The sequence below is a fragment of the Corynebacterium afermentans subsp. afermentans genome (assembly GCF_030408355.1).
Lineage (GTDB): Bacteria > Actinomycetota > Actinomycetes > Mycobacteriales > Mycobacteriaceae > Corynebacterium > Corynebacterium afermentans.
This window is the reverse complement of record NZ_CP046606.1, coordinates 319,142-331,902: the sequence shown is the minus strand read 5'-3', so window position 1 is coordinate 331,902 and position 12,761 is coordinate 319,142. Positions and strand designations below refer to the sequence as shown.

Sequence of the window (12,761 nt, the reverse complement as noted above, 5' to 3'; positions counted from 1 at the left end):
CGGCATCGCGCCCCCACCTCCTCCTCGAGGAGGATCTACTTGGTCAACCCCGGGATCTGCGGAATGGCGGGCAGGCCCTTAACACCCATGTTCTGCAGCAGGCCGAACAGCGCGCCCAGTGCCGTCAACACCGCGGCGACGATGCCCAAGATCTTGGCCAGCTTGGCGTCGAAGGTCTCCGGGGCGTTGGTGTCGGGCTTCTCCTCCGGGTCCTTCGGGGCTGGATCCGGCTCAGGCGCGGTATCGCCCAAGTCGGCGTTGGCCAGTTCCGGCGCCTTCGGCAGCTTCAGATCCTGCGTGGGGAAGATGACGTGCGTGGTGCCGTCGTGGCAAGTCTTGGCCTCCTCGAGTGCGTAGTAGTACGAGCTCTCGAGTGTGTCCTGCACCTGGGCGAAGTAGGTCTTGCTCATGTTCCGGGCGAACTCGCTGCGCTGCCAGCCTTCTACGTGGCGCAGCCAACGTGCGGTGTTGTCGCCGTTGCGGCCGAACGCGTAGTCGTCCCCAAGCGGCTGCACCTTGGGTACCCCACCGTCGATACCCACGAACCAGTCCGCGGTGCCTTTGAGCGCCTTGGCCGCGGGGCTGAGCGGCACCTGGGAGATTTCCTTCATGTCCAGGTAGAAGTCAGCGTCGGTGGTGTGCAGGCCGAGCGGCGCCAGCTTCTCTTTCGCGGCGGCGCGGGCGTCGGCGCGGACATCTTCCTGGGACATTTTGTCGTCCAGCAGCAGGTGCAGATGCTTAATGACGGCTGGATCGGCCACGTATTCGTCGCCAAGCTTCTTCAGCTCCGGGAACGTTGCCTCAAACGCCTCGGTGACCGAGGTTGCGTACATACCGTGCGTGAGCGTTTTCGCGGCGCGCTCGGCTTGGTTGGCGGGGCCGCGCTCGACGTCGTTGAGCGTGACGCGGCAGTAGTTGGTGCCGTCCTTGGTAAACGGGGTCAAGGTGGCGGCGGCAGCAGTGGCAGGGACAGCGAGTGAAAGGGCGGTCGCCGCAGCGACGGCCGGTGCGATGATCTTCCTCATGCCTGTTTTATCGGTAGAGAGTGAGAGCTGCGTTACAGGTGACAGCAAAGCCGACTTCGTTATTAACGCTCGTTCCGCCGCACCTGGGCCGCAGCGGTATCGTTTCTGCCATGACGATGGGCCTTCTCATTCTGCAGTTCGTGGGCATGGTCGCCCTCGTGCTGGCCGCGTGGTTCGTAGGGAGGCGCAGGCTCGGCTTCAGGTGGGCGTCGCTCGGCTGGGGCACACTGGCGTTCCCACTGTCCCAGGTGGCCAGGTTCGCGTTGGTGATCCCGCTGCAGTTCCTCTTCAGCAAAACATTCGATCCAGCGACGGCCACCGCCCTGACGGCTGCGCTGTTCCTCGCCACCTCAGGGCTGTTCGAAGAGACCGCTCGCTGGATCGTCTTGCGGTTCTGGGCCAAAAACACCCGCGAGTGGAACGACGGCGTCGGCTTCGGCCTGGGCCACGGCGGCATAGAGGCGCTGCTGCTCTTTGCCAACCTGTTCGTCGGCAACATCATGCTGCTGACCACCGGCGACGCGATCAAGGCGCAGGCCGCCGGAAACGACGACCCTGCCACCGCGCAGGCCATTGCAGACCAGATTGAGGCGCTGCAGAACATCGGCATGGGAATGATCGCTGCAAGCTGGTACGAGCGAGTGCTCGCGATCGCCGCACACGTGGTGTTCACCCTGATCGTGCTGCGCGCGGTGCGCGAGCGCCGCTGGCAGCTCTGGGCGCTGGCGGTTGTGTGCCACATCGGATTCAACGCCGTCGCCGTACTTGTCGCACCCCACAGCGTGCCGGTGATGTACGTGCTGCTCACCGCACTCACCGCCGCAGGGCTTTGGGCGGCTATCGACGGCCCACTGTCGCGCAAAGCCTTCGCCCGCACCACTCCCACCAACCCCCTCGACAACGAAACACCCGCCAAGTGACCCACCTGCTGGAACTTCTCCCCGTCGACCCCGCCAACCCGCTGGCGATTCTCCCCGCGCTGGAAGAGGCCCTGACCGGCCAGCGCACGCTGTTGCCCGTGCCCGCCAACGACCCGGCGCGCACGAACCTGCTACGCAACACGCTCAAACCCGGCGCGCCCATCGACGACGACATCGCCCTGGTGGTCTCCACCTCCGGCTCCACAGGTAAACCGAAAGGCGCGATGCTCACCCCGGCGAACCTGATCTCCAGCGCGGACGCCACCCACCAGGCGCTCGGCGGCGAGGGCCAGTGGCTGCTGGCCATGCCGGCCGCCTACATCGCCGGGATCCAGGTGCTCGTCCGCAGCATGGTCGCCGGGGTCGAACCGGCATACGTCGATCTGACCCGCGGCTTCAACGTCGCCGAGTTCGCCGCCCGCGCCCACGAGCTCGCCCAAACCGGCGAGCGCACCTACACCGCGCTGACCCCGATGCAGCTGGCCAAGGCCACGTCCACACTCAAGGGCATCGACGCGCTGCGCACGTTCTCCGCAGTCCTCGTCGGCGGCGCCGCGACCAACCCGCGCCTGCTCGACTCCGCCCGCAAGCTGCGCATCAACGTGGTCACCACCTACGGCTCCTCCGAAACCTCCGGCGGCTGCGTCTACGACGGCCGCCCCATCGCCGGCGCCCGCGTGCGAATCCAAGACGGCCGCATCCACCTCGGTGGCCCCATGGTCGCCCGCGGCTACCACCATCTCGACTCCCCCGACCTCCAAGACGGCTGGTTCCGCACCTCCGACGCCGGCTCCCTGGAAAACGGTGTGCTCACCGTCCTCGGCCGCACGGACAACGTCATCTCCTCCGGCGGCCTCAAGCTCCACCCCGAGGTGCTAGAAGAAGAGCTTTTGCTTATCGACGGCGTCACCGCCGCCACCGTCATCGGCAAAGACGACGACCGCTTCGGCCAGCGCATCTGCGCCGCCTACACCGGCTCCGCGTCGGTGCCGGACATCCTGGACGCGCTCGCCGACGCGGAGGACGCCGGCCGCATCGCGCACTGGCAGATCCCCAAAGAACTCAAGGTGGTGGCGGCGCTGCCGCAGCTCGGGCCAGGCAAGGTGGACCGCGCGGCCGTCAAGGAGCTGTTTTAGCCGTTCGGGTTCTCAATGACCACGGGCGCGACCTGGAAGCCCGGCGAGCCGTAGTCAGCCACCCACCGGAGAAACGGCGTGATCTCTTCGCCCGGGCGCTTCCCTTCGTTGATCTGCTTGATCACTAAGTGCGCAGCCGCGATCTCCCCCTGGTGCGGCGGACGCTTGAGGCGCAGTCCGTCGAGAGACTTGATTTCCTTGTAGCTATACCGCATCTTCGCCGCTCCTTTTCCTTACCCCGCCGCCAACTCCGACGCCCGCTGGTACGACACTCCGAGCACCTGCCCCATCTCACGGAGCGTGAACCCCTCGTCCTTCATTTTGCGGGCCAACGCAGACCTCGCCGCCGCAGCCTCATCCGATGCGGCTTTCGCCTTCACGCCGAGTTCGTCGGCACGCTTACGCAACGACTCAACCTCAGCAGGCAGGATAGGCACGACCTCGATCTTAAACTCGCCCGGTTGCACCCCAGATTGAAATGCGATCGCCTCAGCGACCTCACCGTCCGCGCGGTCGAGCCTCCGGGTCTGCGAAACCACCCCTAGTTCGTCGCATTCCAGCACCCATGCGCCGCTGCGCCCACGCTCTGCGGTCACCGTGAACGCTTTCATCGCCACCACCCTTTCCTAATTCACGCGCTTCCGTTCGCAGCTTCTTGATTACTGCATGGCGCAGGATGGTTCAACCCCATACGGCGTTTGTTTGTCAATGCGAGATTGACAAACGGTTAACGGTCCAGCCACTCCAGCTCGACCACTGCCAAAGAAGCAGCGCAGTAGGCCGCTTACTGCCCTACTCTCGGAGAAGAATCACAACCCACCACCGGAGGGAGCAGGAATGAACCAGGAGACGACGCGCACGGGGCAGCCGGGCGATCCGCAGGGCAGCGTGTTCAGCCGAGTTCCGGAACCCCTGCCTCCCCACGGCATCCAGCTGGACCTCACTACACAACCTCTCCAGCCCGCAGCGGCAACGCCCGTCTCGGAACCGCAACAATCCGCAGCTTCCGACCCAGCCCCGGAAGAGTTCCTCACCTCCGCGCAAACTCCGCCCTACACCCCGGCGCCAGTGCCGTCGTCCTGGAGCACACCAGCCCCGACTGAACCCGCTCCCGCGCCGGTCAAACGCCCGAAGGCCGCCAAGGTGTTCAAGTGGTCTGCGGGCCTCGGCGTGCTGTGCTTCTTCCTGTTCGGCCTGTGCATCGAGACCTTCGACCCAGACGCCGAGTCGTTCATCGCCGGGGTGTTCGCAATCGGCTTCTTCTTCGGAGGCCTCACCGCAGCGATTTCTGGAGTGATGGCGCTGTTTAACTTGTTCCGAGGAAAGTAGCCGGGTAAGCAAAAAGAGAATGCCCCCGCGACACTGCAATGCCATTTGCGGGGGCTTGACGAGACTAGCTATCTGGCCAGCTCAGTAGCCCGCCTAAGGCTCGGATCCCGATCTGGACCATCGCGTTCCGGGCCTTGTGCTTTGCGTGGCCCACCGAAGGCCCGTCGATAGTCAAAGGCCCCCCAGGGCTTCGTTGCGGTGATGGCGAATTGGAGCGGCAGGCGCTCGGGGTTGCAGCGGAGGATGAATCCGCGGGAGTCTTCCACCATCAGCTCGAGCCACGAGCACCACGCGGAGTAGGGGGTTTCTTCGAGGGCGGTGATGGTCAGGCCGGCGTCGATGAGCGCGGTGGCGATCTCGCCGAGTGAGTGGTTCCACTGGTGGTTGCGCGGGCTAGAAGACCACGATTCGCAGAAGTTGACGATCCTCCGATTCTTGGGTTCTAAAACCCCAGGTCAGATTTTTGGCTCGTTAACTTTTACGAACCTGTGCCGGTTTGCGGCGGGAACCGAAGGGTCGTCGATAAGCACAAGTCCCTGTGGCAGGCGCTCGAGGTTACGCGCCCGGGGCCCCAGCCCGATCATTCACTCCGGCTTTAATGAACCGCCGGAGCACATCGTTGGTAGAGATCCCCTCGGCTGCGGCCATTCCCCGCGCGGCGCGGAGCATGCGATTGGGCATGGTGACAGTAAACGCAACGCTAGCTTCGGGGTCTGCGACATTGCCCAGGTCGCCTGGTTGGGCATCTTCCATGAGATCGGAGGTGTCGGTGTTGTCGTAATAGGAACGTAGTTTTTCCAACTGCTGCTCGTTCATCGTTGCCCCTTCCTCCGGAATTGCCTGGTTTCTTGGACCGCACCTACCGTTGCCTAAGTTACGCAACTTTGGTTATATTGGAATCAATCGAGACCCCCTCCAAGCTTCCCGTAAGATCAGCGTCATATGAGAGGGGGGCTTTGTTACTTTGACTTCAATAAATCGCCGGAAAAATTTTCTCACAATCGGACAACAGGTGGGGGTTAAACGACAAAAAGTGTGTCTGATTCAGCGTGTCGTGGGGGTTAGATTTGGCCTTTTTGGATGCCGATTGAGTGTGTGTAGTTGGTGTCGATAGCGTTGTCGTAGAGGGCTGGTCGTCCGGTTTCGTGGTCGGCTTCGTTCTCGTTTCGGGTCAGGGTGGATACTTTGGCGAGTTGGCCCTGGCCCCAGTCGGACTGACTGGCGATTCGTACTGGATCGTCAGGCAGTTCCGTTTTCAAATAGAGCCACCAATCCAGCATGCGGCGTTGTCGTTCACCTGATCTGCCGCGGTGTGTTCTGGCGAGCAGTTTGAGCTGGGCGTTGATGCCGCCTTCCAGGCTGTTGGTGGTGGATTTGATCCACTCTGGTTGAAGTACTGCTTTTGGCGGGTTGAGGTAGACAAACAGCATCTCGGACCGCCAAAGATGGTTGAGGCTGTTGTATGCCTTGCGCACGTTGTGATGCGTCCACACGCGGGTCCATGCACCGGTTTTGGGATCTTTGACCAGGGTTTTCTCGTCCATCCATGACCGGTAGAGCGTGGAGAACTCGTGCAGCTGCGCACCCCATGCAGCGGCTTCATCCAGCGTGGTGATCCGGGTCAGCTTCAGCGCAAGTCGGTAGATGGTGCGCCCGGCATCGGTGCGTGGGTTACTGGTGGTGTAGCGGCGTACCACGCGTTGGGCGTGGACGAGGCAGCGTTGAATTTTCGTAGTCGGCCAGCACTTTTTGATCGCGCTGTATGCGCCTTGGCCGCCGTCGATGACGGCGATGAGTGGGGCTTCGATGCGCTCAAGCAGCAGTTGGTAGTCGCGGGTGGTTTCGTGTTTGCACCAGTGCCAGGCAATCACGTGGTCGATCGTCGCCGCGACGATCAAGCAGCCGCCAGCGGTGTAGGTGCCGTCAAGGAAGATCTGGTCGTAGACCCGCTTGTCGTGGCCGGCGGTGGGGTCAGGCACATCAACGAACCAGAACGGTTCGAATCGACGTTGCATCGTGCGCGGTGAGCACCCCACACGGCGGGCAACGGTATCGAGGCTGGCGCCGGTGGTGAGGTGGTCGATGAAGACGGTGAACGCCGCCGCGTTGGTGATGTCGCTTCTGCGTTTCACGCTGGAGGCGCCGCATCGTTTGCAGCGCCACCTGGTGGTGCCTTTGCTAGTGGTGCCGTTTCGTTTCATTTCTCCGCCGCAGTGGCAGCGTGGTTGGTTCTTTGACATTGCGACACCACACCACGCCGCACATAGCACATCACGGCAGCCACACCGAGGATTGAACGCTCGAGACCTAAATATATGCCCCCGAAGCATATATTTCCCTGAAACCTACAGGTCAAACCCTGAAAATCGTCGATTCCAGACACACTTTTTGTCGTTTAACCCACAGGTGGACCTGTTGGTTGCTCGCGGCCTCAGTATTCCAACCAGAGAAGATGCCGCAAATTTTCTAAAGCGACAGAACTACTACCGTTTTTCTGGGTATGCGCGCTACTTTCAAAACGCCCCCTCAAACGGTGACCCGCGCTTTAAGCCAGACGCTCATTGGGACGACATTGTTGAAATCTACAACACCGACATAGCAGTTCGAGCTCTCCTTCTGCGGGGCATTCAAGCAGCCGAAATCGCGGCCCGAGCAGCGTTCGCCCTCAGCGAAGGTGCTCTCCATTCTCCGTATGAAGAGTACTTAGAGCCGACTGCCTACAAAGTTCCCAAGCTCCCGTCGGTAAAAGCGACAAATGAATTGATCATCAGTGAATTGAGGCGCTCTAAGGAGCCATATCTTGCTAAGTACCGTCGGGACGCATCCGATGAAGGCCGGGAATGGATCTATGACGTACCGGTTTGGGCAGCGGTTGAAGCTCTTTCACTCGGCACACTGTCGAAGGCGATCAGCTTTCGCAACGACGGCAACGCGGTGTACAGCAGGACCTGCTCGATTCTCGGAACGAAGAAACAGTTTCTCACCAGCCAGCTGCGATCTTTCACCTTCGTGAGAAACAAATGCGCGCACTCCGCACGGCTGTGGAACTGTTTTGTACTTGACCAACCAGCAGTTGCAGACGGCGTGCGTCGGCGAGCGGAGCGCATGCTTGGCGGGGAGTACGACAGCAATTCAGTGCTATCGGTCATCGTCGCTTTGGATAACTTTCTCTACCGAGCCGGAGTTTGGGAGGGTTTCCTGAAGGACTACCTTGCAGTTTCGGCTTCTTCACTCCCGTACCGAGACGGCATTGCCCGCCCTAGCCATTCTTAAGCATGCAGCCAGAATAAGGACTGCTACCGAAGGTCCGTCGATAGCCAACCGCTCGCAAAGCACAATCGTGTAATTCGTGCCACAATGCGGTGGTGTGAGGCACGAGAAGCTACGCTCCCGCAAACCGTCCACGAATCCGAAGTACGCAACCTCCCCCTCCACCACCCACTACCGCGGCACGTCGCCGGCGCGCTTGCAGGCGTCGCGGTTCCGCAATAAGCAGCGAATCCCGATGACCCCGGCGTATTAAAGGGCCGTTACAGGAGTTCGTCGATAAGCGAGCGCACGCGGGCATCAATGTCATCGCGCACCAGGCGCATGCGCTCCATGCCCTCGATGCCGCGGAGCGAGGGTTCGTCGGTGCGCCAGCGCTCCAGCGTGCCGCGGGCGCCGTCAGGCATTTCCACCTGCGCGTCTTCGCCGAGCACCACGACGCGATCGACGCTGCGCAGCAGTTCCGGATCGATGGGTTTGGGCGTTCCGTGCGACATGTCGGCGCCAGCCTCCGCAATCGCCTCGACCGATTCCTGGTTCAGCTTCGTGCCGGGTTTGGTACCCGCGGAGTGGATGCCGAGCTGGCTACCGGCGTGCTTCTCGGCGAGCGCCGCCGCCATCTGGGACTTGCCGCCGTTGCCGACGCACACGAACAGGATTGAGGGCTTCATGTAAGGCTCCTTTGGTTAGGCAGGGTCGGGTCTGATGGGAAGAGTTTCGGGCCGAGCGCACGCATGACGTACACGAGACCGACGAGGACCGGGATCTCAACGAGCGGGCCGATCGTGCCCGCAAGCGCCTGGGCGGAGGTGGCGCCGAAGGTGCCGATCGCAACCGCGATGGCGAGCTCGAAGTTGTTGCCGGCGGCCGTAAACGCCACCGAGGCGGACTGGGCGTAGTCCATGCCGGACAGCTTGGCCACCACAAGAGCCACTGCGAACATGCCCACGAAGTAGCACAGCAGCGGCAGCGCCACCGTGGCCACGGTCCACGGCCTGGACAGGATCTGGTCGCCCTGCAGGGAAAACAGCAGCACGATCGTGTACAGCAGGCCGATCAGCGCCAGCGGGGAGATCCGGGGCAGGAACGTGTTCTCGTACCAGTCGCGGCCCTTGGTGCGCTCGCCGATGATGCGGGACAGCAGCCCTGCCAGCAGCGGGATGCCCAAAAAGACGAGCACGGAGGAGACGATCGCCCAGAAGGAGAACTCCACCGAGGTGGTCTCCAGACCCAACCAAGACGGCAGGACCTGCAGGTAGAACCAGCCGAGCACACCGAACATGAGCACCTGGAACACCGAGTTGATGGCCACCAGTACTGCGGTGGCTTCCCGGTCAGCGCAGGCGAGGTCGGACCACACCAGCACCATGGCGATGCAGCGCGCTAGGCCGACGATGATCAGGCCGGTGCGCAGCTCAGGTTCGTTTGGCAGGAAGATCCAGGCGAGGGCGAACATGAACGCGGGGCCGACAATCCAGTTCAAGATGATGGACACGGTCATGAGCCGTTTGTCGGTGGCGATCTCGCGGGTCTTGTCGTAGCGCACCTTGGCCAGTGGCGGGTACATCATCACCAGCAGGCCGAGCGCGATCGGCAGCGAGAGCCCGCCGACTTCGAGGCGCTCGAGTGCGCCGGAAAGGCCCGGCACCGCTCTACCGAGGGCGAGGCCCGCCGCCATGGCGAGCATGATCCACACCGGTAGGAAGCGGTCAAGAAATGACATGCGCTCTACTGGCTGAGAGGTTGTGTCTTCCATCTGGAATCCTTATCTATTGACGATTATCAATACGAAGACTAAAAGGCACATTTATCGCTGTCAATATGAAAAGGTAGGAAGCATGAAAAATTCTGTCGCCACGACAGCAGACAGTGGCCTCGACTGCTGCTCGCTGGGCTCCGGCTTGCTCTCCGCAGACGACGCGACGCGTTACGCGGCCCTGTTCAAAGTTTTGGCGGACCCCGGCCGGCTGCAACTACTCTCCTGGCTCGCCGAAGAGGGCTGCGAGCCGATGAGCGTGAGCGAACTGACGCAACGCTCTGGGCTAAGCCAACCGACGGTTTCCCACCACCTCAAAAAACTGACCGAGGCCGGCCTCCTAGAAAAGAGCCGCCTGGGCAGGTCGGTCCTCCACCGGCTGCGCCCGGAGCTGTTCGCGGAACTTCGCGCCGTGCTGCAGATGGACTGAAGCCTCACGGGCGCAGCCCCCCTACTCCGCGGCTCGCAGCTTGGCTACGTCTTCTGCCAAATACGTCGCCGCGATCTGAACGTCGTTGCCGCCGGAGAGGTTCACCCGCGACAGGCGTACACGCTGCGACCCTGGGACCAGCGGAAAGTTCGCCGAGCGCTCCGAGACCTGCTTCACCGGGAACCCGGCGCGCAGGGCGCAGTGGTTCAGCCACACATCGTCGGCGCGCGGGGCGAGGTCCAAAAACTCCGTGCCGCGCTCGGCGACGTAGCGCACCATCTCCTTCGGGTAGCGCACGCCGTCCACGCCGGTGGCGAAGTGCAGAATCGACGGCTCGGCGCTGCGCACCGGCTTCCATTTCTTATACGGGGCGATCCCCTCGTCATCCAGCACGACCCTGTGGGCGCGGTAGGCGGTGATGGTGGAGGCCGACGGGGCGTCGATAAGCTTCTGCACGAAGGTGCGCGGGTAAAGCACATCGTCATCAACGGTGATGACGTTGCAGTCCGGATACTGCCGGAACGTGCCGTAATACTTGGTGTGCGGGCCCAAGCCGCCGGTGGACTCGTGCACCTGCAAGCCGCGATCCGCCAACGCTCTCAGCGCGTCCGGCCACCGGGCGTGAAAATCCACGGGATCCAGCCACAGGTGCACCGGCAGGCGCACCGTGCCCACCAGCAGCGACGCGATCGCCACGGACGCGGAGCGCAAACGGGTGCCGTGGGTGGTCAAAGAAATGACGGTTTCGCCGTCTGCCGGGAAACGCTTATCCGAGTTGTGCGCCGCGTTGAGCAGCAAAGGGAGACGAACGAATGCGCCGGTGGCCACGAACCCCTGCCGCACGGCGTAGTCAATCCACATGGCGCATTACCCTAGCCGACCGGCGAGGGAGGGTGCATGATGGAGGGCATGACTGACACTGGGACTAACACCGCCACCCCCCGCGACTGGTGGGAAGCCGCCCGCCCCCACACCTGGCCCAACGCATTCGCCCCCGTCATCGCCGGCACCGGCGTGGCGGCCCTGACCTTGCAGGCCCACCCCGGCCGCGCCGTGCTCGCACTTTTAGTGGCGTGGGCGCTGATCATCGGCGTGAACTACGCCAACGACTACTCCGACGGCATCCGCGGCACCGACGACGACCGCACCGGCCCGACGCGACTGACCGGCTCCGGGCTGGCCGCGCCGGAGCAGGTGAAGCTTGCGGCGTTTATCGCGTTCGGCGCCGCCGCGGTGTTCGGCGTGATCCTGTCCGCGGTAGCCGGCGCGATGTGGCTCGTACTGGTGGGCGCGCTGTGCATCGCCGCGGCGTGGTTCTACACCGGCGGGGACAGCCCCTACGGCTACTCCGGCTTCGGCGAGCTTTCAGTGTTTGTGTTCTTTGGGCTGGTCGCCGTGATGGGCACCGAATACACCCAGTCCGGAATGGTGTCCTGGGAAGGCTTCCTGTGTGCGCTGGCCATCGGCGCGATCTCCGCGTCGGTGAACTTGGCCAACAACATCCGCGACATCCCCACCGATGCGGCCGCAGGCAAGCGCACACTTGCGGTAAGGCTTGGCGACGACAACGCGCGCACTCTCTTCACCGTCCTGACTCTGTTCCCGTTCTTCGTTTCAGTGGTGTTGTCGATGACCACCGTGTCTGCGCTGGCGGCTCTTGTGGCGCTGCCGCTGGCGGTCGCGAGCGTGTTGAAGGTGCGCGGCGGGGCATCGGGTGAAGAGCTCATCCCGGTGCTGGGGCTGAACGGCAAGACCATGCTGGCCTGGGCCGTGGTCACCGCGGTGGCGTTCGCGTGGTTCGGCTGGTCGTTCTGGGGCCAGTTCGCCGGTATGGGCGAGGCCGTGCCGTACGCGCCGTTGTCCTCGATGTAGTCGCAGGTGTCGATCGGGCCCGCAGGTGCCTCGTTTTCGCAATGCGGCAAATATTTGCCACATTCCCAAACGCGACCACCCCCAGCCCCGGCGATACACTCACGGGCATGCTTGACGTCCTCACCGGTTTCGCCATCATCTTCACCGTCATCGCGGCGGGGTGGTGGCTGGCCCACAAGCGCGTCATCGGGCCCGGCGAGCAGCGCCTGCAGCTCAACCGCATCGCGTTCCACGTAGCCACCCCGTCGCTGATCTTCTCCTCGGTGGCGGTTGCGGACACGGACGCGTTTTTCTCCCCAGTCATCCTGGTCATCGCCGTCGCCACGGTGGTGACCATGCTCATCTACTGGGCGATCAGCGCGCTCTTCTTCCGCCAAGACGCGGCCGAAACGATGGCGGGCGCGGCGTCGTCGAGCTACTACAACTCCGTCAACATCGGCCTGCCCATTGCAACTTATGTGCTTGGCGACGCCACCTTCGTCGTGCCCGCCCTCGTCCTGCAAATGGCGGTGCTCTCCCCCATCGTCATCGCCGGGTTGGACCGCAGCTCCTCCGGCGTTGCCAAGTCCGTGCTGTCCGGACTGACAGCTCCCGTGGTGGTCGCGGCGTTCGCGGGCTTCGCCGTCTCCGCGGCATCCTGGACCGTGCCGGAGCCGGTGCTGGCGCCGCTGGAGATCCTGGGTGGGGCGTCCATCCCGCTGATCCTGATGAGCTTCGGCGCCTCACTCACCGGCGAGAAGGTGCTGACAAGCCACCGCGGCCCCACCCTCACCGCCACCGCGTTGAAGCTGGTGGGCATGCCGGCGGTGGCGTGGGTCGTCGCCACGCTGCTGGGCCTGGACGGCCAAGAAATGTACGCCGCGCTGATCCTGTGCGCGCTGCCCACGGCGCAAAACGTGTACAACTACGCCGCGACGTACCGCTCTGGTGAGGTGATCTGCCGCGACACCGTCTTCCTCACCACGTTCCTGGCGCTGCCCGCGATGCTGCTCATCGCCGGGGTGTTCTAGCCCAAAAACTCCCTGC

16 protein-coding genes are annotated in these 12,761 nt (G+C 63.2%); 8 read left to right on the top strand and 8 right to left on the bottom strand.

Annotation, left to right across the window (positions count from 1 at the left end; all coding sequences use genetic code 11):
* Positions 1 to 35: 35 nt before the first annotated feature.
* Positions 36 to 1,025, bottom strand: coding sequence for a hypothetical protein (locus CAFEA_RS01440; RefSeq protein ID WP_063937650.1), 990 nt, complete (start codon positions 1,023 to 1,025; stop codon positions 36 to 38).
* Between the two features lie 110 nt (positions 1,026 to 1,135).
* On the opposite strand from CAFEA_RS01440, the gene CAFEA_RS01435 reads away from it, so the two are divergent.
* Both CAFEA_RS01435 and menE read left to right on the top strand, forming a co-directional pair.
* The gene (locus CAFEA_RS01435; protein WP_063937652.1) at positions 1,136 to 1,945 is read left to right on the top strand and encodes a YhfC family glutamic-type intramembrane protease; all 810 of its coding nucleotides are present in this window, start codon (positions 1,136 to 1,138) and stop codon (positions 1,943 to 1,945) included.
* A complete protein-coding gene (menE, locus tag CAFEA_RS01430) occupies positions 1,942 to 3,081 on the top strand; it encodes an o-succinylbenzoate--CoA ligase (RefSeq protein WP_063937654.1) in 1,140 nt (379 codons plus the stop codon). The genes CAFEA_RS01435 and menE overlap by 4 nt, the downstream gene beginning before the upstream one ends.
* Here menE and CAFEA_RS01425 read toward each other — a convergent pair.
* Both CAFEA_RS01425 and CAFEA_RS01420 read right to left on the bottom strand, forming a co-directional pair.
* Positions 3,078 to 3,296: a hypothetical protein gene (locus tag CAFEA_RS01425; protein ID WP_034997146.1), complete on the bottom strand. Its 219-nt coding sequence runs from the start codon at positions 3,294 to 3,296 to the stop codon at positions 3,078 to 3,080. The two genes, menE and CAFEA_RS01425, sit on opposite strands and share 4 nt — an antisense overlap.
* 18 nt (positions 3,297 to 3,314) lie before the next feature.
* The gene (locus tag CAFEA_RS01420) at positions 3,315 to 3,692 is read right to left on the bottom strand and encodes a hypothetical protein (protein ID WP_034997839.1); all 378 of its coding nucleotides are present in this window, start codon (positions 3,690 to 3,692) and stop codon (positions 3,315 to 3,317) included.
* A 226-nt stretch (positions 3,693 to 3,918) separates the two neighbouring features.
* Between CAFEA_RS01420 and CAFEA_RS01415 the strand changes: the two genes are divergently transcribed.
* On the top strand, positions 3,919 to 4,410 hold the full coding sequence (locus CAFEA_RS01415) for a hypothetical protein (RefSeq protein WP_063937656.1): 492 nt from the start codon (positions 3,919 to 3,921) through the stop codon (positions 4,408 to 4,410).
* 555 nt (positions 4,411 to 4,965) lie between these two features.
* Here the strand turns inward: CAFEA_RS01415 and CAFEA_RS01410 are convergent.
* Both CAFEA_RS01410 and CAFEA_RS01405 read right to left on the bottom strand, forming a co-directional pair.
* Complete coding sequence (locus tag CAFEA_RS01410) at positions 4,966 to 5,226, bottom strand: hypothetical protein (RefSeq protein WP_034997142.1); 261 nt, start codon at positions 5,224 to 5,226, stop codon at positions 4,966 to 4,968.
* Positions 5,227 to 5,471: 245 nt separating this feature from the next.
* Entirely contained in the window at positions 5,472 to 6,611 is a 1,140-nt protein-coding gene (locus CAFEA_RS01405; RefSeq protein WP_290183557.1) for an IS1249 family transposase, read from the bottom strand.
* Here CAFEA_RS01405 and CAFEA_RS01400 point away from each other — a divergent pair.
* Positions 6,493 to 7,683, top strand: a complete 1,191-nt coding sequence (locus CAFEA_RS01400) for an Abi family protein (RefSeq protein WP_290183555.1) — start codon at positions 6,493 to 6,495, stop codon at positions 7,681 to 7,683. The two genes, CAFEA_RS01405 and CAFEA_RS01400, sit on opposite strands and share 119 nt — an antisense overlap.
* 94 nt (positions 7,684 to 7,777) lie before the next feature.
* Positions 7,778 to 7,933, top strand: a complete 156-nt coding sequence (locus CAFEA_RS01395) for a hypothetical protein (protein WP_156490101.1) — start codon at positions 7,778 to 7,780, stop codon at positions 7,931 to 7,933.
* A gap of 7 nt (positions 7,934 to 7,940) precedes the next feature.
* Here the strand turns inward: CAFEA_RS01395 and CAFEA_RS01390 are convergent, their stop codons facing one another.
* Entirely contained in the window at positions 7,941 to 8,348 is a 408-nt protein-coding gene (locus CAFEA_RS01390; RefSeq protein WP_063937658.1) for an arsenate-mycothiol transferase ArsC, read from the bottom strand.
* Positions 8,345 to 9,433, bottom strand: a complete 1,089-nt coding sequence (gene arsB / locus CAFEA_RS01385) for an ACR3 family arsenite efflux transporter (protein WP_063937660.1) — start codon at positions 9,431 to 9,433, stop codon at positions 8,345 to 8,347. The genes CAFEA_RS01390 and arsB overlap by 4 nt, the downstream gene beginning before the upstream one ends.
* A gap of 82 nt (positions 9,434 to 9,515) precedes the next feature.
* Between arsB and CAFEA_RS01380 the strand changes: the two genes are divergently transcribed.
* On the top strand, positions 9,516 to 9,863 hold the full coding sequence (locus CAFEA_RS01380) for an ArsR/SmtB family transcription factor (RefSeq protein ID WP_063937662.1): 348 nt from the start codon (positions 9,516 to 9,518) through the stop codon (positions 9,861 to 9,863).
* Positions 9,864 to 9,884: 21 nt separating this feature from the next.
* Here CAFEA_RS01380 and CAFEA_RS01375 read toward each other — a convergent pair whose 3' ends face one another.
* Complete coding sequence (locus CAFEA_RS01375) at positions 9,885 to 10,724, bottom strand: hypothetical protein (RefSeq protein WP_063937664.1); 840 nt, start codon at positions 10,722 to 10,724, stop codon at positions 9,885 to 9,887.
* Between the two features lie 39 nt (positions 10,725 to 10,763).
* On the opposite strand from CAFEA_RS01375, the gene CAFEA_RS01370 reads away from it, so the two are divergent.
* Both CAFEA_RS01370 and CAFEA_RS01365 read left to right on the top strand, forming a co-directional pair.
* The gene (locus tag CAFEA_RS01370; protein ID WP_082855676.1) at positions 10,764 to 11,735 is read left to right on the top strand and encodes a 1,4-dihydroxy-2-naphthoate polyprenyltransferase; all 972 of its coding nucleotides are present in this window, start codon (positions 10,764 to 10,766) and stop codon (positions 11,733 to 11,735) included.
* Positions 11,736 to 11,842: 107 nt separating this feature from the next.
* Positions 11,843 to 12,745: an AEC family transporter gene (locus CAFEA_RS01365; protein WP_063937668.1), complete on the top strand. Its 903-nt coding sequence runs from the start codon at positions 11,843 to 11,845 to the stop codon at positions 12,743 to 12,745.
* Positions 12,746 to 12,761 lie beyond the last annotated feature (16 nt).